Source organism: Sphingobacterium chuzhouense, assembly GCF_014692525.1.
Taxonomy (GTDB): Bacteria; Bacteroidota; Bacteroidia; order Sphingobacteriales; family Sphingobacteriaceae; genus Sphingobacterium; species Sphingobacterium chuzhouense.
Genome location: NZ_JACNYL010000002.1, coordinates 739841 through 763133, shown reverse-complemented (window position 1 = coordinate 763133; position 23293 = coordinate 739841). Strand labels below are relative to the sequence as shown.

At 41.2% G+C, this 23293-nt stretch carries 25 protein-coding genes; 17 read left to right on the top strand and 8 right to left on the bottom strand.

What is annotated here, in order from left to right; translation table 11 throughout:
- Positions 1–70: 70 nt before the first annotated feature.
- The 7 genes from H8B21_RS09660 (at position 71) to H8B21_RS09630 (ending at position 8029) form a co-directional block, all read left to right on the top strand.
- Positions 71–1339: a Gfo/Idh/MocA family oxidoreductase gene (locus H8B21_RS09660; RefSeq protein ID WP_190313539.1), complete on the top strand. Its 1269-nt coding sequence runs from the start codon at positions 71–73 to the stop codon at positions 1337–1339.
- Positions 1340–1358: 19 nt separating this feature from the next.
- Positions 1359–4754 (top strand): family 16 glycoside hydrolase, encoded by a 3396-nt coding sequence (locus tag H8B21_RS09655; protein WP_190313538.1) that lies wholly within the window; start codon positions 1359–1361, stop codon positions 4752–4754.
- A 174-nt stretch (positions 4755–4928) separates the two neighbouring features.
- Positions 4929–5621 (top strand): YetF domain-containing protein, encoded by a 693-nt coding sequence (locus tag H8B21_RS09650; RefSeq protein ID WP_190313537.1) that lies wholly within the window; start codon positions 4929–4931, stop codon positions 5619–5621.
- A 145-nt stretch (positions 5622–5766) separates the two neighbouring features.
- Positions 5767–6426, top strand: a complete 660-nt coding sequence (locus tag H8B21_RS09645; RefSeq protein WP_190313536.1) for a response regulator — start codon at positions 5767–5769, stop codon at positions 6424–6426.
- 15 nt (positions 6427–6441) lie between these two features.
- On the top strand, positions 6442–6996 hold the full coding sequence (locus tag H8B21_RS09640) for a CinA family protein (RefSeq protein ID WP_190313535.1): 555 nt from the start codon (positions 6442–6444) through the stop codon (positions 6994–6996).
- Positions 6997–7081: 85 nt separating this feature from the next.
- Positions 7082–7270, top strand: a complete 189-nt coding sequence (locus H8B21_RS09635; RefSeq protein WP_165294290.1) for a CsbD family protein — start codon at positions 7082–7084, stop codon at positions 7268–7270.
- A gap of 237 nt (positions 7271–7507) precedes the next feature.
- Complete coding sequence (locus H8B21_RS09630; protein ID WP_206367288.1) at positions 7508–8029, top strand: YciE/YciF ferroxidase family protein; 522 nt, start codon at positions 7508–7510, stop codon at positions 8027–8029.
- A gap of 96 nt (positions 8030–8125) precedes the next feature.
- Here the strand turns inward: H8B21_RS09630 and H8B21_RS09625 are convergent, their stop codons facing one another.
- Both H8B21_RS09625 and H8B21_RS09620 read right to left on the bottom strand, forming a co-directional pair.
- Complete coding sequence (locus H8B21_RS09625; RefSeq protein ID WP_190313534.1) at positions 8126–9169, bottom strand: DNA topoisomerase IB; 1044 nt, start codon at positions 9167–9169, stop codon at positions 8126–8128.
- 10 nt (positions 9170–9179) lie between these two features.
- Positions 9180–9428, bottom strand: coding sequence for a DUF7218 family protein (locus tag H8B21_RS09620; RefSeq protein ID WP_190313533.1), 249 nt, complete (start codon positions 9426–9428; stop codon positions 9180–9182).
- Positions 9429–9668: 240 nt separating this feature from the next.
- On the opposite strand from H8B21_RS09620, the gene H8B21_RS09615 reads away from it, so the two are divergent.
- Genes H8B21_RS09615 through H8B21_RS09600 form a run of 4 tightly spaced genes read left to right on the top strand, consistent with a single transcriptional unit; the run spans position 9669 to position 11335 of the window.
- Entirely contained in the window at positions 9669–9854 is a 186-nt protein-coding gene (locus H8B21_RS09615) for a hypothetical protein (protein WP_190314032.1), read from the top strand.
- A gap of 56 nt (positions 9855–9910) precedes the next feature.
- Positions 9911–10117: a hypothetical protein gene (locus H8B21_RS09610; RefSeq protein WP_190313532.1), complete on the top strand. Its 207-nt coding sequence runs from the start codon at positions 9911–9913 to the stop codon at positions 10115–10117.
- A 36-nt stretch (positions 10118–10153) separates the two neighbouring features.
- Positions 10154–11044, top strand: coding sequence for an SDR family oxidoreductase (locus tag H8B21_RS09605; RefSeq protein ID WP_165294284.1), 891 nt, complete (start codon positions 10154–10156; stop codon positions 11042–11044).
- 36 nt (positions 11045–11080) lie between these two features.
- Positions 11081–11335, top strand: coding sequence for a hypothetical protein (locus H8B21_RS09600; protein ID WP_190313531.1), 255 nt, complete (start codon positions 11081–11083; stop codon positions 11333–11335).
- Positions 11336–11367: 32 nt separating this feature from the next.
- On the opposite strand, the gene H8B21_RS09595 is transcribed toward H8B21_RS09600, so the two are convergent.
- A complete protein-coding gene (locus tag H8B21_RS09595; RefSeq protein WP_190313530.1) occupies positions 11368–11946 on the bottom strand; it encodes a PhnA domain-containing protein in 579 nt (192 codons plus the stop codon).
- 92 nt (positions 11947–12038) lie between these two features.
- Between H8B21_RS09595 and ypfJ the strand changes: the two genes are divergently transcribed.
- Positions 12039–12896, top strand: a complete 858-nt coding sequence (gene ypfJ, locus H8B21_RS09590) for a KPN_02809 family neutral zinc metallopeptidase (protein ID WP_165294281.1) — start codon at positions 12039–12041, stop codon at positions 12894–12896.
- Positions 12897–12902: 6 nt separating this feature from the next.
- On the opposite strand, the gene H8B21_RS09585 is transcribed toward ypfJ, so the two are convergent.
- The 5 genes from H8B21_RS09585 to fabG form a co-directional block, all read right to left on the bottom strand.
- The gene (locus tag H8B21_RS09585; protein ID WP_190313529.1) at positions 12903–13877 is read right to left on the bottom strand and encodes a LuxE/PaaK family acyltransferase; all 975 of its coding nucleotides are present in this window, start codon (positions 13875–13877) and stop codon (positions 12903–12905) included.
- A 64-nt stretch (positions 13878–13941) separates the two neighbouring features.
- The gene (locus H8B21_RS09580) at positions 13942–14958 is read right to left on the bottom strand and encodes an ABC transporter permease (protein WP_165294279.1); all 1017 of its coding nucleotides are present in this window, start codon (positions 14956–14958) and stop codon (positions 13942–13944) included.
- A complete protein-coding gene (locus tag H8B21_RS09575) occupies positions 14897–15868 on the bottom strand; it encodes an ABC transporter ATP-binding protein (RefSeq protein WP_223814944.1) in 972 nt (323 codons plus the stop codon). Before H8B21_RS09575 ends, H8B21_RS09580 begins: the two co-directional genes overlap by 62 nt.
- Entirely contained in the window at positions 15855–16982 is a 1128-nt protein-coding gene (locus tag H8B21_RS09570; protein ID WP_165294278.1) for a COG1470 family protein, read from the bottom strand. Before H8B21_RS09570 ends, H8B21_RS09575 begins: the two co-directional genes overlap by 14 nt.
- Before the next feature lie 107 nt (positions 16983–17089).
- Positions 17090–17833 carry a 3-oxoacyl-[acyl-carrier-protein] reductase gene (gene fabG / locus H8B21_RS09565; protein WP_190313528.1) on the bottom strand — a complete coding sequence of 248 codons (744 nt, stop codon included), beginning with the start codon at positions 17831–17833 and terminating at the stop codon, positions 17090–17092.
- Positions 17834–18086: 253 nt separating this feature from the next.
- Between fabG and H8B21_RS09560 the strand changes: the two genes are divergently transcribed.
- From H8B21_RS09560 to H8B21_RS09540, 5 genes are all read left to right on the top strand, one after another.
- Positions 18087–18611 (top strand): DUF4168 domain-containing protein, encoded by a 525-nt coding sequence (locus H8B21_RS09560; RefSeq protein WP_190313527.1) that lies wholly within the window; start codon positions 18087–18089, stop codon positions 18609–18611.
- A 138-nt stretch (positions 18612–18749) separates the two neighbouring features.
- Positions 18750–20243 carry a malate:quinone oxidoreductase gene (locus H8B21_RS09555; protein WP_165294276.1) on the top strand — a complete coding sequence of 498 codons (1494 nt, stop codon included), beginning with the start codon at positions 18750–18752 and terminating at the stop codon, positions 20241–20243.
- A 137-nt stretch (positions 20244–20380) separates the two neighbouring features.
- A complete protein-coding gene (pnuC, locus tag H8B21_RS09550) occupies positions 20381–20992 on the top strand; it encodes a nicotinamide riboside transporter PnuC (RefSeq protein ID WP_190313526.1) in 612 nt (203 codons plus the stop codon).
- A 7-nt stretch (positions 20993–20999) separates the two neighbouring features.
- Positions 21000–22061, top strand: coding sequence for an acyl-CoA dehydrogenase family protein (locus H8B21_RS09545; RefSeq protein WP_190313525.1), 1062 nt, complete (start codon positions 21000–21002; stop codon positions 22059–22061).
- A 104-nt stretch (positions 22062–22165) separates the two neighbouring features.
- Positions 22166–23293 (top strand): aldo/keto reductase, encoded by a 1128-nt coding sequence (locus H8B21_RS09540; protein ID WP_223814943.1) that lies wholly within the window; start codon positions 22166–22168, stop codon positions 23291–23293.

The following is a 23293-nucleotide window of genomic DNA, read 5'->3' as shown; positions in this document are numbered from 1 at the left end:
ATTCAAAATATAGCAGTAGAATCTCAAATCATAAAGAATATTTGAAACCTAATTTAATCAATAAACAAGCATGAGTGAAAACAACACATCAAGACGTAATTTTCTGAAGAAGACGTTGATTGGTGCGGCAGCTTTTACCATTGTGCCCAGACATGTGCTCGGAGGTAAAGGTTTTTTGGCGCCCAGTGACCATTTAACTAAAGGGGTAATCGGTGTAGGATCCATGGGAAGAGGGCATTTCAAATATGCCGGTACAAAAACAGTAGCCATTTGTGATGTGGACACTAGACACCTAGCATTAGCGCAAAAGGCGCTCGGTGGCGGGGTGACAGAACATCACGATTTCCGGGAGTTAATCCAAAACCCCGAAGTAGATATTGTACATATCGCGACACCGCCACATTGGCATGGTATCATGGCCGTAGAAGCTGCCCGCTCTGGTAAAGATATCTGGTGTGAAAAACCCATGACACGAACGATTGGGGAAGGCAAAAAAGTAAAAGAGGCAGTAGCCCAACATGGGAATATCTTTAGGTTAAACACCTGGTTCCGCTTTGATGCTAACTTTTATGGGATGAATGTGCCCGTCAAAAAAATCAAAAAATTAGTTGACACCGGTATGTTAGGTTGGCCGCTAAAGGTGACGATTAGTAAGCACACAGGATTTGACTGGAAGTTTTATTGGGTAGGAAGGGAGAATCTACCTGTAGAGCAACCTCCTAAAGAATTGGATTATGAAATGTGGTTAGGACCAGCTCCACACAAACCCTATAGCACACACCGCGTACATACAACATTCCGGGGATACTGGGATTATGACGGTGGTGGACTGGGCGATATGGGACAACATTACCTAGATCCCGTCCAATATTTTCTAGGCAAAGACGAAGAAAGTCCTGTAAAGATCGAAGTAGACGCACCACAACAGCATTCGGATGCTGTGGGAACTTGGAGAAAAATTACCTACACCTATGCTGATGGATGTCAGATTGTATTGGATGGTGCTGGTACAGAAGAAGGATTGGCGTATATTGAAGGACCGAAAGGGAAATTGTATAAAGGATTCATATCTGATATTCCCGATATGGAACGTAAATTAGCGCAATATCCAGATCCTGCTCCGCAGATGACTGATTTTGTGGAAGCCTGCCGAACAAGACAGAAATTCGCATTGAATGAACAAAACGGTTATTATTCAGCCACCTTGGTTAATTTGGGTTTAGCAGCCCTGCGCTTAAACCGGACGCTGAAATTTGATTCTGAAAAGCAGGCATTTGTGGACGATGAAGCAGCGAACAGATTAATTGATCAACCTATGCGTGGTCCTTGGATTATCTAAATTAACCTCTTGAGAACAAATGAAGAAAGTATTTAATACATTATCAGCACTGTTGCTTATACAAGTTGCGGCGTATGCCCAACAACCAGCAAACAGAACTTCAGCAACAAAAATTGCGGATGTGTTGGCGCAGCAACCTGCTGAAGAAATAAATAAATTTACAGCTGCCATGAAGGAACTCCAAAACTTCACGGCAGAAGATGTAGCAAATCTACTCGCGGGACTGAAACCCCAAGGAGGAAATAACGCAGCAACGGAATATGCGGCTAATTCCTATTCCTTCTATGTTATGCAGCCTGGTATGGAAACGCAACGTGAAGCCTTTTCTAAAGGTTTGATATTAGCGTTGGATAGATTGCAAGACAAGGACAACAAGGGCTTTGTATTACAATTGATGAGACAAGCTTCGAAAAATGAAGCAATCGATGCACTCATTCCGTACTTGAAAGATGAATACCTAGTCGATAAAGCGGCGATGGCATTAAACGGCATCCGTACACCGGAAGCGGCACAGGCGTTGTCTAATGCATTAGCATCGTCGGCTTCTGAAAAAACAACAATAGCAATCGTAGGTGCCTTGGGTGATCTACGCTCAAAAAGTGACGAAGAAGCTATTATTGCTACATTGGCGCAATACACATCCGAAAATTACCAACGTAACGCTTATACCGCATTGAGTAAAATTGCCGGTACGAAATCGGCACCGGTGTTCTTGGCAAAGCTAAAGGAAGTCAATTATCAATTTGATAAAACCAATATTGGTGGGCTGACATTGGATTATGCTAACAACCTGCTGGACGAAGGACAGCAAAAACAAGCTATTTCCATCGCCAATATCATTGCTAAAGAAGCTGCAAAGGCAGAAGCTCCAACATTACAAGTGGGTGCATTAACACTATTGACAAAAGCTAACCCTACGAAAACGCGTAAGCAATTGATGAAAGCGGCGTTAAGTAATGATCCGCTGTACCGTGCGGCAGCATTGAATCTTTTAGCGGAAAATGGAACAGATGCAGATACCAAAAAATTGATTGGTACATTGCGTAAATCTTCGCCAGAGGTGCAGGAAAGTATTCTCAACTATCTCGCAATGGAAGGTACTGAAGCACTCGTGCCAGACATTAAAAAATCATTGGGTAACTTAAAGTATACAAGAGCAAAAATTGCCGGCTTAAACACGCTCTCTAAACTATCTAGTGATGGTAGTACAGATTACCTGATTTTAGAGTTGCCAAACGCTGACGAAGCAACGACGCAAGCGATTGAAGCGTTGCTCCTATCTTCAAAAGATGCAGATGTTGTTGAAAAAATAAACAGCGCGGTTGCAGGGGCAGATACAAAAACGCAGTTAGCACTGCTTAAAGTTTTGGCTACCCGCACAAATGCCAATTCGTCTAAAGTAGTTTTACCGTTGTTGACAGCTAGCGATAACAACGTGAAAGTAGCGGCATTAAAAGCACTACCGAATGTGGTAAGTCCTGAAGATGTAGATGCGTTGGTCAATGTATTGGCTAATATGTCAGAAAGTGATGCCCGTTACGTACAAGAAGCTTTGGTCATTGCGTTAAATGCACGTAGTGACAAGGACGCCAAAATAAATCAGTTGGCTGTGGAAACATCACGAAACCCTTCGCCGACTTCTGCTAAACTTTTTCCTGTATTTGCCGGTGTAGGTGGAAAGGAATCCTTAAAAACTGTCCAAGGCTTCTTTAAGAATAACGAACTCAAAAATTCAGCTATCCTTGCACTTGCTAATTGGTCAGACCCCGAAGCTTTGCCTGTGTTGGTAGAATTGTCTCGATCTGAACGCGTCAGCGAACATTTTGGTGCTATTTTCAACGGTTTGGTTAAGCATATTAACGCGAGTGAACATACCAATGCGCAAAAAACGCTGTTGTTAAAAGATGCATTTGAACTGGCAGAAAATGCGGGACAAAAGCGTACTGTATTAAGTAGCTTACAGGCAACCGGTACTTATCAGGCGCTGATGTTTGCTGCAAAATATATGGACGATAAGGACTTGAAAGGTGCTGCCACGAATACGGCGATTAATATTGCAACGGACAGTTATAATTTTATTGGGACAGATGTCCGTAATATCCTGAATAAAGCGATGGAGAATCTGACGGGCAGCGAGAGTTCTTATTTAAGAGAAGCCATCATTCGTCACCTAACGGAGATGCCGGCAGGAGAAGGTTACCTATCTATATTTAACGGCACGGATCTTACCGGTTGGAAGGGACTTGTTGAGAATCCTATTAAACGTGCCGCGATGTCTTCAAAAGAATTGGAGCAAAAGCAAGCCGCGGCGGATAAAAAGATGCGCGATAGTTGGAGAGCTGTTAAAGGTGAACTCGTTTTCTCCGGGGAAGGAGATAATATCGCTACCGTAAAACAATATGGTGATTTTGAGATGTTGGTGGATTGGAAACTGGATCCTAACGGGAAAGAGCCGGATGCAGGTGTTTATCTTCGTGGCACTCCACAGGTGCAGATATGGGATATCTCACGCACGAATGTAGGTGCACAAGTTGGATCCGGTGGTTTATACAACAATAAAAAACATCCATCCACACCGTTGAAAGTTGTCGATAATGCGCTGGGGGAATGGAACACATTCAAAATCCGTATGATGGGTGAGAAAGTATGGGTATGGTTAAACGGTGAGTTAGTTGTAGACAACGTAACACTTGAAAACTATTGGGATCGCAACCAATCCATTTTCCCTGTTGAACAGATCGAACTCCAAGCACACGGCTCACAAGTGTGGTACCGGGATATATATGTAAAAGAGCTAGCGCGCAAAGAAACATATACGTTGAGTGAGGGAGAAAAGAAAGAGGGTTTTGAGATGTTATTCGATGGTAATGATCTAGATAAGTGGACAGAAACGCCAGCTTACGAAGTAACACCGGAAGGTTATATCAGAGCAAATCCGGATGCTAAGTTTGGTAAGAACCTTTATACGAAAAATGAATATGGCGATTTTGTATATCGTTTTGAGTTCAAACTGACACCTGGTGCGAACAACGGTGTAGGTATCCGTACACCGTTGGAAGGAGATGCAGCCTATGCAGGTACGGAGATACAGATTTTAGATAATGACGCAGAGATTTACAAAAATCTGAAAGAATATCAGTATCACGGTTCCGCCTATGGTATTATTCCTGCAAAACGCGAAGGGATGAAGCCAATCGGCGAATGGAATGAACAAGAGATCCGCGTTCAAGGCGATAAGATTAAAGTAACGCTTAACGGCGTGGTTATCTTAGATGGTGACCTTGCGGAGGCTTCAAAAAATGGAACCTTGGATGGCAAAAAACATGCTGGATTAAGCAAAAAATCGGGTCATATCGGTTTTCTAGGACATGGTTCAGAAGTTTTCTTCAGAAATATACGTGTGAAGAGACTTTAATAAATGTTTTTATTAGAGATGAAAAGGGAGTTGCTGTTGAGCGGCTCCCTTTTTGGTTTTAAGCATGAAAGTATAAGTACCTCTGAACGATAAAAAAGTACTTGAATCCATATTAACACCCGCAAACTAAACTATTTTATAACTATCTTGTATTATAAATAAAATGATTCCAATATGTTCGACGTCGACATTAAAAACTTGCTAATTGCAAGCATCGAATGGCATTTTATTGCGGAAATAATTATACGTACCGCCATCATGTTTTTGATGATTTTATTGGTGCTCCGTCTGTCGGGAAAAAGAGGAGTACGTCAGCTTACCTTATTTGAAGTGGCGATTATACTGGGACTAGGTTCTGCTGCGGGTGATCCGATGTTCCAAGAGGATATCCCCGTTTTTCATGCTTTAGTGGTTTTTGCCGTCGTTATGACCATATACAAAACGTTAACGTGGTTAGCTTCTAAATCGCTTTCCATTCATCGAATTCTAGAGGGTAAGGAGATGATTGTGGTCGAAAATGGCGTGTTCAGTGTAAAAAACGAGAAAGACAATGATCTTTCTACTGTAGAATTTTTTGCGGAGTTACGCAATCAATCTATCGAGCATTTGGGTCAGGTTAGGATGGCCGTATTGGAAACAGATGGTACACTCAGTGTGCTTTTTTATGCTAATGAAGCAGTGAAGTTCGGTTTACCATTGTTCCCTGACGTTTACAAGGAAGCTGATTTATCTGCTGCTGATGGCGTGCTGGCTTGTATGCATTGCGGTTGTATACAGGAACCTGAGACCGTGCTGAAAAACTCTACATGTCCGCGATGTAAATACAATAAATGGGCTAAGGCGTTGAACACAAGACGTATAGCATAACGATAGATTGGAAATAGTGGCAGAGAAGATTTGAACGATTTATACTAAACGATTTTTTTAACGTAAATGGATAAATAAATAAACTATTCAATGGACTTAATTGTTGAACTTGAGAAACAAAGGGAAGTAAAGGTTGGAAGTTAAAATGGAAAAGACAAAAATATTATTGGCGGAAGATCATCTAGTGGTCAGAAACGGTATCAAGCTGCTTTTGGATTCTCAGGATAATTTTGAAGTCGTAGCAGATGTAGGCAGTGGTAAGGAAATATTGGATTTGGTAGCAGCTGGGGTAGAAGCGGATATTTTAATTACGGATTTAACCATGGATAACGTGGATGGATTACAGTTGATTAAAGAATTCAACCAAAAAAACATAGGGATACGCGTCATTGTATTAACTATGTTGGATGAGGAACAATATGTCGCGCAATGTTTCCAATTTGGAGCCAGGGCTTATCTTGTTAAAAATGTTACGGCAGATGAAATGCTTTTTTGTATAAACCACGTGGCTAAAGGCGGACGTTATTTATGTGAGGAGCTTACTATGAAATTGGTGGATAAACTTATTAATAAGGAAGAAACTCAATCCTATAAAATAGACCCGGCGGAATTATCACTTTCCTCGCGGGAAATGGAAGTACTGGAACTGCTTGGCGAAGGACTTACTAATCTGGAAATATCCAAGAAATTGTTTTTGAGTAAACGGACAGTAGAAGGACATAGACAGAGCTTAATTGATAAAACAAAATCAAAAAACACCCCCGCACTAATCAAATTTGCTATTCAAAATGGGTTACTGAAATAGTCTATGGATAATACAATGATAAAGCCCATTATGCAAATAGATGAAAAAGCTTTAGCAGCTTGTGGCGAATTTTTCCAAACCCATGGTTTGAAATTGTTGTGTACTGAGAGTATGACAGCGGGATATCTAAGTTCGCTATGGTCGCTGGAATTTCACAGTGGTGATTATTTTTTAGGTTCGTTGGTCTGTTATGATGATCAATGCAAAACCCAACTGCTTTCTGTTCCAAAAAGTAAAATCGAAAAATATTGTGCAGAATCCGCAGTAGTAACCTTACGTATGTTAGATGGGTTAACGGGGGAATCTATTCCCGAAGCCGATGTGTTTATCAGTGTAACAGGATTGGCTTTTAAAACCAACAACCCAAAACAAAAAAGGGAAATAGGCACGGTTTATTATGCCTTTCGGTATAAAAAGGAAAAACGAATCTATAAAAAGCAATTTTCCGGAAACTCCGGTGCCATACTTATTCAGACCTGTAATAGTATATTTACGGACTTGATTAATTGGCTCCCCATGATAACTATGGTAGAGAAAAAACAAACAAATGACATAGCAAAAATTGGATAGGAAAAAGTTATTTTTTTTAAAAATGTAGAACAAAAACGGAATCTGTTGGTTCTTTAAGTAGACAATACATTAAAAGGAGGAAACAATGAATAAATTAACATGGAAAGGTCGTTGGAACGAAGTAAAAGGAAAAGTTAAACAGCAATATGCGGATTTAACAGACGACGACTTGTTATATGCTGAAGGTAAGGAAGACGAATTGTTGGGGAGATTGCAAAAGAAAACAGGAAAGACTAAAGAAGAAGTAGAAGATTGGTTGAATAGTCTGGATTAAACTATAAATCCTGTTTTGTAATTAAACTGACAAGTATGTTGGATGAAAAATAGGCTGTCTTAAAAAGGCAGCCTATTTTTTTGTATATTTTACTATTTAAAATGAATGGATTACGCGTTATACGGTTTGCTTATTTCTTTCTACTGTAGTGATTGAGTATTACTACTTAAATTGGAAAAAACTTCGAACTAATAAGGCAAATAAGGTGTTCTATTTGCAAACAAACATAAATAGATTATGGCACAGATGAATGAAAAAGGCAATATGCCAAATGCACATTTACACGAATTAATGGTAGATGAAATGAAGGACATTTTGGGCGCTGAACGTCAACTGTTGAAAGGGTTAAAGAAATTGGCTAATGCGGCTAACAGTCCAACGCTTAAGAAAGCATTTGAAGAACACTACGAACAGACGGAAAATCATATAGAGCGTCTAAAATCAGCGTTTTCTAATTTAGGCCTCAATGGTCGCGGCAAAAAATGTAAAGCTATGGAAGGTCTTCTAAAAGAGGCTGAGGAGATCATTGAAGAGTTTGAAGACAGCCCAGAGGTAGTAGACGCTGCATTGATTGCCGCAGCGCAAAAGGTAGAACACTACGAAATCGCGAGTTATGGATGTGTTGTTACTTATGCTAAATTGATGGGGCATACCGAGATTAAAGATTTGCTTGGGCAGACATTAGCGGAGGAAAAGGAAACAGATGAATTATTGACCAAAATAGCGATGGAAGAAGCTAATGTAGGAGAGACCGCTTAGATCATAAGAAAGCCAGTAAACACTGGCTTTTCTTTTTTATTTGATGTTTAATAGGTGTATTACACAGTTAGCAAATGACGAAGAAGCAACACTACGTCAGGTGCTCGTTTGTTTTAACAATTTCATCAGCTGATTTTGTACCATTTTGTCGCTGAACTTCTGTTTGTTTTGGATTGTCTTTATCCATTTATCTAATGCCGTACTTTCATAGGCAGAGAGAATTTCAGGATGGATATAGTAGTTACGCGTAACCGTTCTCGTATTGCCCAGTTCATGTGCAACGTAATCAATAATATTTACCAAGTTCTTTTTTCTCTCCGTGATCGTACTAGGAAGAGGTAATGTTGTCATGTAAGACAACGCCAATAAGCAACCGTTCCATGTTCGGAACGTTTTGCAGCTCACTTCTGTTAGCATTGCTTCTTTCAGATAAGCGTTGATCGTACCAGAGTCAAGTGGTTTTACATTACCCTCCTCGTCATAATATTGAAAAAGCACCTGCCCGGGGATATCTTTAACTTTTGTTAAGGTTTTTACCAAAGCTTTTTCACGTAAGTAGCATTGTTGCACAACACCTTTTTTGCCAACGAATTTAAAGAATATTTTATTGCTGGAAATCTGTTTGATATGTTTATTCCGTAACGTCGTCAGTCCATAGGAACCATAATTTTTTTCATAGTATCTATTCCCTGTTCGAAAAGAAGTTTTACCCATAATGGCAATTGCCAGTGCACAAACTTTTTCACGGGATAATTTCCTTTTTCTCAAATCTTGCAATACCCTTTTTTTTAAAACGGGGAGTTTATTTCCAAATGTGAAAAGATCGGCAAATTTTTTTTCACTTCGCAAGGATAACCATTTTGGATGATATTTGTATTGCTTCCGGTTGTTGATATCGAGTCCGGTAGCCTGTAAATGCCCATTAGGAGAAGCACAGATCCAAACCTCTCGCCAAGCAGGCGGTAATACCAATGAACGGATACGGGATAATATTTGTTCGTTGGTAATCTGACGGCCTTGTTTATCCAGGTATATAAAAGAATCCCCCTTAGCTTTTCGACCATATCCTTTCTCTTGGGGAGAAGAATAGCGAAGACCGGATTCCTCCAATTCCAATAGAGCCTCCTGTTTTATGTCCATTGCAGCTCTATCAATGGTTCCGGATTGCATTAATAAGTTCCGACTTATTCATTTTGTGACGGCCTGTAATGCCAATCTTTTTTGCTTCCTGCAGTAGTTCTTCCTTTGTGCGGTCGTCCAATGGGTCTGCTTTTCCACCCTTTTTACTAGCATTGGGAGTATTGGATATACGTGCGGCTTTTTCTTTGCTCATTCCTTTGTCACGTAATGCTTCATACTTCTTATCATCTTTGATATTCTTTCCGTGATCTTTTGCCATGATATTAAAATTTAGTTGTCTCTAAAAATCTTTTTAGAGTGAACCGCAGTAAACCTGAATATGTTTTAGGTTTTTATACGGTTTAATTTGATTAAAATACTGGTTTTTTAGGTTGCATATTGATTTTTTTACGTATAAATACTTGTTATCTGGCACTTTTCAAACCTAAATGTTAAACTGTTTGTTTTTATGTCAACGAGTGTAAGACTTGTAAGAAGGTTTAAACTAAAAAATAAAGTTATGGAAGATAACAGAGAACAAAATGATATGGAAATGGACGAATCCATGCACGGTGTACCACGTAAAGAGGTACCGGAAGTTGCAAAAGAGGAACCTGATGATAAGCCAGCAGCTCGAACAATTCAATGGACGATCATAATTGCTGTCGTTATCCTCGCCATTATTTACTTTGTATTTCTCTATTAGTCTGTTTTTATTCGAATAAGAGAATACAATACTATAAAACATAAACATTTATACAGATGAAGAAGCTTATTTTTTATACACAATTGGTTGCAGCCACGGGTTTTTTATACGCTTGCGGTGGTAATCAAAGAGAGAACATACAGGATACTCCGATTGAACAGGATATACCTTTAGATGAAGGTATCGTACCAATTGACTCACTCGAACGTGATAGTTTGGATACTGTTGAACAGATGATGCCAACACCTCCGTTAAATGAGTAATATTATTAAAATAATAATTATCTAACATATTGATATATGAATACATATAAAAAAGGTAATCCCAAGGATTTGTATCCTAAACCTCCTTTCCCCAAACAAAGCCAAGATCCACCGGGAGTAACGTCGGCTATGCAGCCCCGACCAGATCACGGTGAAGAAAGCTATATCGGATGTGACACATTAATAGGCAAGGTAGCGGTTATCACAGGAGGAGATTCCGGGATTGGCAAAGCTGTTGCTATAGCAATGGCGCGGGAGGGAGCGGATGTTGTGATTTCGTATAAAGATGATATCGAAGATGAAGATGCATTTGATACGCGCGATTGGGTGGAGCGTTCAGGACGTACTGCGTTACTCTTTAAAGGAAATATCCGAAACGAATTACTATGCAAACGTATTGTGAATGAAACAGTAGCAAAGTTTGGGAAAATTGACATCTTGGTCAATAACGCCGCTTATCAAATGAGTTATGATAGTGTAGAGGATATTTCTGAAGAGGAATGGAATAAGACCTTTCAGGTAAATATGAGTGCGATGTTCTATTTTGTAAAATATGCAAAGAAACACATGCCTCCAGGCTCGTCTATCATCAACACCACATCCGTCAATGCCTATAATCCGAATCCCAGTCTGTTGCCTTATGCCGCTACCAAAGGGGCGATCCAAAATTTTACGTCCAGTTTAGCACAAATGTTTTTGCAAGATGGATCAGGGATTCGGGTAAACGCCGTGGCTCCGGGACCGGTATGGACACCATTAATTCCAAGTACAATTCCCGACCATGAGAATTTTGGAGAGGATACACCCATGGGGCGGCCCGGACAACCCGCCGAGATAGCTCCAGTATATATTTTCTTGGCATCAGATGCGGCTTCTTATGTATCCGGGGCTACTATCCCCGCAACTGGAGGAAGAGCAACGATCTGATAACACGGGATATTTTTTTAAACAAAAAAACAAGTCATGATGAATAAAATAAAATATATCGTAGCTTTAATGGCCACTGCACTGTTTTTTTCTTGCTCGGGCGGAAATAGCAATTCTTCTGATGTGGATACAGATACCGTTTCTCCCGGGCCAGTAAGCGAGATGGATAGATCCCGCTACAACCTTAACCAACCTGATGAAATGCTGCACGAAATGCAGGATTCGGCCGGAATAGGAACAGGAACAACAGATTCAGTGGAAAAGAACAAGATGGATACGCTGATTGATTAATTAATCTCAAACTTTAAAAAAATCGGCACTTATTATCCTTTCCGCAGGTACTTAGTCAAAATAACAATTGTCTGTCCTTCTATTTTACCTTCGATTTGTTCAGGGTTGTCTGGTACTAGACGGATGTTTTTGACGACAGTACCTAACTTCGCAGAAAGAGAAGATCCTTTTACATCCAATGTTTTAACAAGCACCACGGTATCTCCCTCATAGAGGCGGGTACCGTTGCTATCTATATGAAATTGTACAGTTCCTTCCTGTTCATGGTCACCTGTTTTTTTCGCCCATTCTAAATTTTCATCATCGAGATACAAAATATCAAGGTTATCGGACGCCCAGCCTTCATGCCGTAGTCTGCTTAACATACGCCATGCTACTATCTGCACAGCAGGGTACGCTGACCACATCGTTTCGGAAAGTACTTTCCAATGTTCGGCATCCAATTGTTCTCTTTTCTCGATTTGATCCAGACAGGTGTTGCATACATAAATAACATTGTCAATTGTTTGCTGATCGAAAGGAGGAACTGTATATATGGATAACGTTGTTGTATTATTACACAATTCACATATATTGTTGCTTCTTTCTATCAATTGTTGTTCTAAAGACATAATAACCGGGTTGAACTGCGAAAATACGAAAAAATATGGATATACATTCTTGGCAAATATTTTGTAGTATTGGAATTTAAACAGATAAAATTATGAAGTGGCAAGGCGGCCGTAGAAGCGGCAATATCGAAGACAAACGAGGAATGAGCGGAGGGCAGAAGCTAACATTAGGTGGGATTGGTGGCGTTATCGTCCTGATTATCGGCTTTTTATTGGGCGGAGATCCGGAGCAGTTACTGAACCAGATGCAGCAAACCGCTCCGACGGAACAGGGCGAATACCGGTCGACACCTGAGGAAGATCGATTGATAGATTTTGCTGATATCGTTTTGGGAAGCACAGAGGACGTCTGGAAAAACATTTTTGCAACCAATGGATCGGAGTATCCGGTCACCAAATTAACTGTATATAATGGTGCGATAGAAACCGCAGGATGTGGTGTAGGACAATCGGCCTTTGGACCATTTTACTGCCCAGGTGACCAAAAGATCTATCTGGATCTTAGCTTTAACGAAGAGTTGTCAAAAAAGTTTGGGGCAAAGGGTGAATTCGCTTTAGCTTATGTTATTGCCCATGAGGTGGGACATCATATACAAAATGTACTGGGTGTACTGCAGCAAACCAATGCTATGCGTGCAAAAATGAGCGAGCGTGAATACAATAAAGTATCGGTCATGACCGAATTACAGGCGGATTTTTATGCCGGTGTCTGGGCCCATCATGTCAAGAATTACTCCGATATCGAACTGACCTATGACGATATTGTCGATGGTATGCGTGCTGCAGCTGCGGTAGGTGATGACCATTTACAGGAGCAGGCACATGGACACAGTAATCCCGAATCGTTTACCCACGGCACTTCTGAACAACGTGCTTATTGGTTTAAAAAAGGTTATGATACGGGAGACATCAATGCAGGAAATACATTTAGTGATCCGAGTTTACAGTGATTTTAATCACTGCACCAATAAATTGCATCCCCGGATATCACTATTGTCGAAGCGACCCAAAATTTCGAAACTACCTTCTTCGTGTAGTTTTCCCAGATCTTGAGTAGCAATAAACGAACAGGAATAATAATTGGCTAGATCAATAACATTGATAGCGCCTGTTTTTCCGTGTTCGATAAGGCTTAATGGATCATTGGTGTCGCGCATCAAAACTTTCATCCAGGGAGGCGTCCGGAAAATTCCGTCTCCAAACGAATACCCCTGTGAGAGCAGTTCCGTCATACCATACTCCGAGTGTATCTTTTCTACACCAAAACCTTTAGTTAGGATCCGGTGAAGCTCTTCCCGGATCATTTCTTTCCGTTTACCTTTCATACCGCCCGTTTCCATAACCATAAGATTGGAAAAATCAACTTGGTACTGTTCGCAGAAATCCAGCAGCGCATATGTCACGCCAATTAACAGCGTTTTCGTGCCGCTTTTTTTCAGTTCAAGGAGCGTGCTGCATAAATCTTCGTGGTTATATAAGAAATAGCCCGATGACGGATGCTGGCTTCCTTCGATCAGATCATCAACCATATAGATTAACGAAGAACCCGAACGTTCCAGATAGGAGGGAAGGAGTGCCAACACTGCGATATTTTCAACCTCGCCGTAAAACCGTTGAAAGCAAGAGCGAAAGCTCTTTTCGTACCATGAAAGGTCCGCTACCTGGTGCTGGCTCGTAACCATACCGGTCGTGCCCGAACTGGTAAAAGTAATTTCCGCTTGATGCCCTTCAGCAAGTATCTGTTGGGTTTTAAAAAAATCGATCGGTAAAAAAGGAATCTGTGTATAATGATTGATATCGGTTTTCGCTTTGCCTAATAAGTCTACGTATTTTCCATAAACGGGACAATTGACCTTTTGATAATGGTATACCTCTAAACAAACCTCATTAAATTTCTCCTCGCTGTCGATCGAAAAAATACGTTCTTGCATGCTTATATTGTTAAAAACAAATATAGGAATGTAAATTAAAAGGGGGAAATCTATCCCCCTTTCTTTAGCAACGGATTTCCTTACGCATAAAAAAATAATAAGAAGCCGCAAAACACACAATAGTACAGGCGATCAATGCCACCATCTGTGACCAGGCTACTTTGATACTTTCCCAAATAGGCAAAGGTGACGGTATTGCTCCCTGCAATTGCTCCATGTGTAAAGGCCCTAGACTTCTGATGGACGGCATGAGTAACATATTCGTTCCATCACTATAGAGCTGGCTCGGAGCAAAGCGCATGAGTGTCAGCATAAAATGTTGGTATTGCATGATTTCTGCGTCCGAAGCGTACGGGTTCGGTTGTACGGCTTTTGCTACGATATTGATAATAATAGGGTAGAATACCGTGAAGAATAACCAAATGGCAATGGCTACCAAAGCAGACGTCGCCGTATGCCTAAAACGAACCGAAAACAGGATGGATAAATTGAGCCAGAAAGCAACATACACGATGGTTAACAGCGTGAACAGGAAAAGCCTGTTGCATTCCATAAAGGTTGGCGGAAAACCTACCAATAAAGTCGCGGCTCCGATGGTTAGGAGAATAAGGGACGTAAATAAAACGCCTATCACAGTTAGTGCGCCAATGAATTTAGCATTGAGGAAATAATCCCGGTGGATAGGCTGGGACAGGATACGGCCCAACATACGTCCGTTAAATTCGGAGTTGACAGCATCAAACCCCAAACAAATGCCGAGCAACGGACCTAAAAAGCCAACGAATAGGTGAAATGAAGGCATCGTGCCATCGGATGTGGTAAAAATCTTAAGGAAGAAAAATGCCGCGTCAGGATCGTTCGGTACTGGTGCGGTATTTTTCAATGCCTGTAAAGCTGTGTATAAAGAGGCTATACATGTCAACAGAATGATAGCCAACAGGATAATGAATTTCCAGCTACGGATATGATCGGCAATTTCTTTCTTCACTAAAATGGAGAAAGCATATAGGTTATTATTTTTATTTAGCGTCATCGGTAGATCCTCCTTCAAAATAATGAGCATAAATATCTTCGATACCATACGTGCGTTGTTGCAGCTGTATTATATGAATATCGTGCTCCACCAGCTTTTTTGCCACATGGTGTACGATAATTTCATCTGCATCGATGAGAAAAAGATCGTCTTTTTGTTCGATTGACTTCATATTTTGCATCTCTTCCAAGATACGGTGGGTTCGCTGCGTATCTGTTTGGTGCACTTTGAGTTGAATATGACGAGGCTTGTCTTGGAATAGACGTGATGCCAAACCTTGAATAGGGCCATCGGCGACCAACTTGCCTTTAATAAACAAACCCACCCGATCACAGATTTGCTGTACTTGATAGAGCTGGTGACTGGATAGGATGACAGTTAGTTTTTCCTCCCGGCTCAGACGTAATATAAGCGACGTGAAATCTTTGACACCCATCGGGTCCAATCCCAATGTGGGTTCATCCAAGATCAAAACTTTGGGTTCTTTGATCAAACTGTCTGCTAAGCCAAGCCGTTGCCGCATCCCTCTGGAAAATTTACCTACTTTTTTTTCAGCCACATCCTGAAGACCTACTTTTTCCAATAAGGAAAGAGAACGTCTTTTCGCTTCCGTGTAAGAAACCCCATTCAATTGTGCTGTCAAGATCAGATTTTCGAGCGCAGTCCAACTCTCATAAAAGCCGATGTTGTCGGGTAGATATCCTACCAAACGCTTGACGGCGATAGGTGACCGGACGGGATCGGTGTCACAAATCTCTATTTCGCCGGATGTAGGTTCGCTTAAACCGAGAAGCATCAAAATAGTTGTCGATTTTCCGGCACCGTTTGGTCCCAACAGACCAAAAATCTCACCAGTTGTGATGTCAAGATCCAGCTGGTCTACTGCGGTGAAATCCCCATACATTTTCGTCAATTTCCTTACGCGAATAATAGGGTTGTCCATTTTATCTCCTTCCATATTTGCGGATCAAAAAATAAACAAGTGCAACAGCGATGGCTATAATCAAAATTCCCACCCAACCCCATAATAGAGAAGTTTCGACGGTCACGCGAAATTTAACACTATCGCTCGTTTCGTTATTTTTTGCATCTAATGTAATTTGATAGTCTCCTGCAATAGCCTTTTTAGCGGGTTTAATGATGGCTGTAACGGTTTGGCTCTCGCCAGCTTTGAGCGTGCTGATCCGGCTGGGCTCGAAGTGGGCTTCCCACTGTGAAGGGGCAGAAGCATTGAGATTGATTTGGCTCAAATCCGAGCTACCGGTGTTTTTAACCAAAAATTGAATCGATTTATCTCGGTTGGCCGTGGCGGTTGTACTCAATAATCCCTCGGGTGTGGTGAGCTGTAATCCATAGGAACCCGTAATCACGACTTCCAAAGAAAGATCGGATTGATTTAGCGGACTTTGGGCAAATAGCGGGATCGTGTATTTCCCCTTTTTGACACTTTCCGGAGGAAGGATTTCAACTAAGATATCCTTCCGTTGATTTCCTTCTATATTAACAGATGAAACTTGCTTTCCATCTACCTTAAACGTTGCGCCCCACCCAGGTTGAAGATTGGCGCCCAAGCGATATACCTGTGCTTCTGAAGAACGATTTAACAAGGAGGCGTTGAACGTAAAGGTTGATTTTGCCGAACCTTCCATATTGGTTTGCGGACTGTTGAATTCTGACGATGATTTCCCATCGGTGGTGACATCAACGGTTAGGGGTAAAGATGATTCGCCTTGCGCGACCAGCTGGAATCGGTACTGCCCCTTCTCTATTTTAGAGGGTACGATCACTTTGAGGTTAAGGGATTTACGTTCTTTCGGTAAAACGGAGATTTCTTCCGCACTATAATTCCCCGACTTCATTTCATAATCCCAATTTTTTGGGAGATTCTGCAAGCTGATTCTTCCGTTTCGTGTAACCGAACTGTTGTTGATCAGTTCCACATTGTAATCAATGACCTCTCCTGGTGACACCGAAATCTTCGGATAGGTCGTGTACAACTGCAAATTTTGAGCAAAGGCAACGTTTGATGCCAAAATCATGCCCAATAAATAGATTATTCGACTTTTTAGCATAAAGCAAAAATTTTAAAAAGAGTTGGTTTTATTAATTATTGGCATAAAATTAAAAAGCCCTCGACATTCCTGTCAAGGGCTTTAACATTTTTTTACATTCTGCACACCTATAACATACCACCATCTACCGGAATAACCTGTCCATTAATATAAGAGGATAGATCAGATGCTAGGAATAGACAGGCATTGGCCACGTCTTCTGCTTCTCCGGCACGTTTCAATGGAATATTTGCTTCCCATCCGGCGACGACTTTCGGATCAAGCACCTCTGTCATCTCCGTGCGGATAAATCCAGGAGCGATTACATTCGTACGGATATTGCGGGAACCCAATTCTTTTGCTACAGATTTAGAGAAACCAATAATCCCTGCTTTAGAAGCAGCATAATTCGCTTGTCCGGCATTACCCTGTACGCCCACAACCGAACTCATATTGATAAACGAACCTTTACGGTTTTTCATCATAATTTTCGAAGCTGCTTTGGTCACATTGAAAATGGATTTTAGGTTGACGTTCATGACATCATCCCAATTTTCTTCCGTCATGCGCATCAACAGACCGTCTTTTGTAATCCCCGCGTTGTTGACGACGACATCGATTGTTCCAAATTCAGCAACGATATCTTCGATTAATTTTTCTGCCTCGTCAAATTTTGATGCATCGGAACGGAAACCTTTTACACGTGCTCCAAAAGCTTGTAATTCCTTTTCTAATGCTTCTCCCTTTTCTACAGAAGATAAATAGGTAAATGCAACGTTCGCTCCATGCTGAGCAAAAACTTCGGCAATTTTTCTGCCGATACCTTTTGATGCTCCTGTAACTAGAGCTGTTTTGCCTTCTAATAATTTCATCTGTTTGTTTTTCTTTTTAAACCCCAATATCCAACAAAGATGTTAAATATCCTAAAATATCACAATTTTATTCGTCTTCTATTTTTGCGGCCTACTAGTCTATAATTCGCCTTGCATCCCGTTCTAGCCTAATATTTCAACACAATAATGAAGACGAAACACTAGTTTTGTTTAGGACATAAATATATGTTTAGGCAATAATATTATTTGTGTGCGTTGTATATATATGGAAGTTTTCGAAAAACGAATAAATATGAACAGAAATAAATTTATTATGCAGAAATTAAAAGTGATTTTATTAGCCGTGATTATGCTGGGAGGTCTTGGAGCTATGGCACAAGCACCCGATCCGATGCAAGCACCGGAATTGAAAGAAGATTTCAAAAAAGACGAATTAGTATCGTTCGTGAAAGCCAGTTCGAAAGTGGAAGCCTTGCAGATGGGAGCACAGGAGAGTATGGCTAACGCTGTTAAAGACGAAGGGTTAACGGTGAAAAAGTTCAATGAAATGGCCCAAGCAAAAGAAAAATCAGAAGACGGGCTTCAAAATGAAAGTGCTGAAGATCAGAAAATGTTCAATAATGCGATTGAAAAAATAATGAACATCCAAGATGAAATTGGAGGGAATATTCAAGCAGCGATAACCGAAGAGGGTATCGATATACAAACATTTGAACAGATTATGTACGCTTATCAAAACAGCGAAAAAGTAAAAGGTGAGTTGGATGGTGTTTTGCTAGAATTGCAACAGGAACAAGGCGCGCAACCTCAGCAGTGATATTTACCAGCTGCAACACTAATATCATCAAACCCATGGATTTAAATATCCATGGGTTTTTTCTTTTTGAAAGAATTTTGACACTTTCATTCGGTTATAACCAATTTGAATGTTAATTTTGTACGCAATTTTGAAACTATGGGTAAAAAAGCTAAAAAATCTGAAGTCGATGTCGTATTGATCGGTGCAGGTATCATGAGCGCCACGTTGGGAACTTTAATCAATGAACTAAGTCCCGACATCAATATCGAAATCATCGAGCGGCTGGACGTTGTTGCCGCCGAAAGTTCAGATGCCTGGAATAATGCCGGTACAGGGCATTCTGCTTTATGCGAATTAAATTATACGCCAGAACAACCCGATGGTAGTGTTAAAATAGATAAAGCAATTAATATTGCAGAACAGTTTGAAATCTCTAAGCAATTTTGGGCTTATTTGGTGGAAAAGGGGATTTTAAAAAATCCAACGGAGTTTATCCGTCAAGTACCCCACATGAGCGCCGTGTTTGGCGAAAAGGACGTCCAGTTTCTGCGCACCCGCTATGCTGCGATGGAAAAAGAAAACCTGTTCAAAGGCATGGTATATACCGAAGATAAGGCAGTCTTGCAAGAGTGGATACCACTCATGATGGATGGCCGTCCGGAAGATGAAGTGATGGCAGCTACACGTATGGAGATAGGAACCGACGTGAATTTCGGTTCGTTGACGCGCGATTTGATTCGCCACTTACAGACGAAAGATAATATTAAGCTGTCGCTCAATCAGGAAGTACGCGATATTGATCGTGAAGATGATGGACGTTGGGAGGTGGAAACCAAAGATTTAAATACAGGCGAAAAGCGTAAGATAAAAGCAAGGTTTGTGTTTATCGGTGCAGGAGGGCGTTCTTTACTTCTCTTAGAGAAATCCGGTATCCCCGAAGCAAAAGGATATGGTGGATTTCCGGTAGGCGGACAATGGTTGCGTTGTACAAACAAAGAAATTATTGAAAACCATCATGCTAAAGTATACGGAAAGGCATCGGTAGGTGCGCCTCCAATGTCGGTTCCTCATTTGGATACCCGTTATATAGATGGTGAACAAGCGCTCCTGTTTGGTCCGTATGCAGGTTTTTCGACGAAGTTCTTAAAGAAAGGTTCTTATTTTGATCTTCCGGCATCGATTAAGCTGTCGAATATTAAACCGATGATTTCTGCTGGTCTGCATAATTTGGATTTAACAAAATATCTAATTACAGAGGTTATGAAAAGTCCTTCAGATAAATTAGATTCGTTGAAACAATTTATGCCAACCGCAAAATTAGACGATTGGAAAGTTGAGGTGGCGGGGCAACGTGTGCAGGTGATTAAAAAAGATCCGAAACATGGCGGTATCTTAGAATTTGGTACGGAAGTGGTATCAAGCGCCGACGGTTCCATAGCAGCTTTATTGGGCGCGTCTCCAGGAGCATCTACATCTGTGCCTATCATGATCAATCTGTTGAAACGCTGTTTCCCGGAAAGAGCCAAATCGGATGAATATCGCAAAAAACTTCGTGAATTGATCCCATCGTGGGGTAAGAGCTTAAATGATGACCCTGCCTTGTGCGAAGAGGTTAGACATCGTTCAAAGGAAGCTTTGCAATTAGCGTAAGCTAAAAACATACTTTATGGGGGTGCTTTCGAGTGATTCGTGAATCGCTTGATTTAACAAGGCTGAGAATATACCCAATCCCGTCGTATAGCGGGAGGAACCTGATCCAGGTAATGCTGGCGTAGGAATAATAGAATATGCATATATCTGAATTTATCGAGCAAATACAAAACGGATTTCTTCAAACCTCCTGGTTGGAGCGATTAGCTGTGCTCTTTGGCATTGTGCAGGTGCTGCTATCCCGTAAAAATAAAATATCCAATTATTTCTTTGGTATCATAGGCATTTGCCTGACCATTTTCGTGTTATATAATGCGAAGCTCTACGCTGAAATCTTACTGCACGCGTATTATCTGATCATGAGTATCTATGGTTTATGGTATTGGAAATTTCGAAACCAAAGTCAGCAACAGGCGTATATCACCCGGTGTAGTAGACAGGATTGGTCAGTTGTCGCCGGCATTGTTGTAGGTGGCTATTTTCTATTGTTTGTTTTTTTGACATACTTTACCGATTCTGATGTGCCGATAATGGATGCCTTTGTCTCTAGTACTGCCTGGGCGGGGATGTGGCTGCTTGCCAAACGTAAAATCGAAAACTGGATATTGTTGAATATTAGTAACTTCGTCGCTATACCTTTGTTGTTTCACAAAGAATTATATCTTTTTGCCTGTTTAACCGTATTCCTGTTTATCGTCGCTATATCCGGCTATATCAAATGGAAGAAAATAATGTCCACTCAATTTTAATATCATCATGCTCCATACCGACATCCGATACACTATTAGAGATAACGTGCTGGCCAGCATCGAGCGAAAGACATTGACGCCCGAATTGTTGGCATTAATATATCAGCAAAATTGGTTTAATTTATGGGTGCCTGACATGTATGGAGGCCTAAATGCGGAGTTGGAAGTGGGCTGCCAACTGTTGGAGGAATTGGCATACATTGATGGTGGTTTTGGCTGGACGGTAACCCTCTGTGCCGGTGCCAATATGTTTGCCGGATTTATTGATCCTGCACTCGCAGAAATAGTTTTTAAAAAAAATAAGGTTTGCTGGGGCGGAAGTGGTAAGCCGTCTGGAAGAGCAGATAAAAAGGGAGACAGCTTTATCATCAGTGGAGCATGGAAATATGCTACGGGCGCTCCACATTTAACGCATTTTACCTTAAACGCTTGGGTATACGAGGAGGGAGAGCCGGTCTCCGATGTCGATGGAAATCCGATCTATCATTCTTTCTTTGTAGACCGGGAGGATGTACTTATACATTACGACTGGGATACTTTTGGATTGGAATGTACGGCAAGCCATAGTTTCTCTATCAACGAATTGCGTGTTCCGAAAGAACGTGCATTTGATCTACGCCCCGATAGGCGCACAAGCGACGAGCCGGTTTTTTATTATCCGTTCATGACTTTTGCGGAATGTACATTAGCCGTTAATTATATCGGTATGTTCCGGCGCTTTCTTGACCTGTTCGAAAAACAGCTTATTGTTAAATCGTCCAGCCCGGAATGGGCTGCGGAGAAAGGAAAAACATTATTTAAAAAAATTGATGGGGTAAGAGGCGCTTTTGAGGAGAAACGTGCGCGTCTTTATGAGCTCATAGATGCAACTTGGAATAAGATAGCCCCCAAAGACGAATATTTGGCGGAAATCGCTACACTAAGCCGGGAGCTGGTGCGCAATATTCGAACAGAAACAGTGGAATTGTTCCCTTACACGGGTATTGCCGGTGCACAGCGTGATAACGAACTGAATATTGTTTTTCGTCATATTTTTACGGCTTCACAACATGCTTTACTGAATATTTAGTCTTTGTGATCTAGCGTGTAGAAATTATCAAAACAACCTTTTCCCGTGTTTGTTCTTTAATCAAGATGCGGTGTGAAGAAGTTTGGTAACGAAAAGACGATAGGATGCAAAGACGGACATTTTTAAAGCATACAGGTTTGGCAACGGCAGGAATGGCAGCTTCCGTGGCACTACCTGCATTTGTAACAGATTTATCGGATAACAGTAATAATAAGACAATGGAACAATTTCAGAATTCAGCAACACATAAGCGATTTAGACCGAAGAATAAAGTGGGATTTGGTGGCGTAGCATTGGGAAACGGCTTTAATGTCAACCCCGATATTGCATGTTTGCAATCCGTAGAAGCGGCTTGGAACGCAGGCGTTCGTTATTTCGACACGTCGCCGTGGTATGGTTTAGGTATAAGTGAACGCAGAATGGGTTTGTTCTTAAAGGATCAACAACGGGAAGACTACGTCATTTCAACCAAAATCGGACGAATCCTTCATCCGCATGATGACTTTAAATTGGAAGAGAACTGGAAAGGTCAATTGAATTTTTCCTATGAATATGACTATACCGCGGAAGGTGTCCGCAGAAGTGTGGAAGATAGCCTGCAACGCTTAGGTATCGGCTCTTTGGATATTGTCTTTATCCATGATCTGTCTCCCGACAATGGCGATATGAAAGATGATTGGTTAAAATATTTTGACATAGCCGCCCAAGGCGCAATGCCAGAACTGACAAAGATGCGGGAAGAAGGACTAATTAAAGGCTGGGGATTGGGAGTCAATACGATTGAGCCTATTTTGAAAACAATCGAAGTTGCCGATCCCGATATCTTTCTTTCAGCTTGCCAATATTCTCTTATTCATCATCGAGATGATTTAAACCAAGTATTTCCGAAAGCCGCAGAGCGCGATATTTCAATTGTAGTAGGCGCTCCGCTGTGTGCGGGATTTCTAGCCGGTAAAGATCGTTACCTATATGGCGGTGATTTTCCGGCTGGGGTAAAAGAAAAGCTTGCTGCTTTGCAACGCGTATCAGATAATCATCGGGTAGATTTACGTACAGCAGCATTACAGTTTGCCGCCGCTCCAGAGGTGGTCTCTGCCGTTATTCCGGGGGCACATACGATTCAGCAAGCAGAAGAAAATGCGGCATCTTTTAAAGAAAAGATACCTGCCGCTTTTTGGGAAGAGTTGAAGCAGGAGAAATTGATTGAAGAAAATGCGCCTGTACCGAAATAG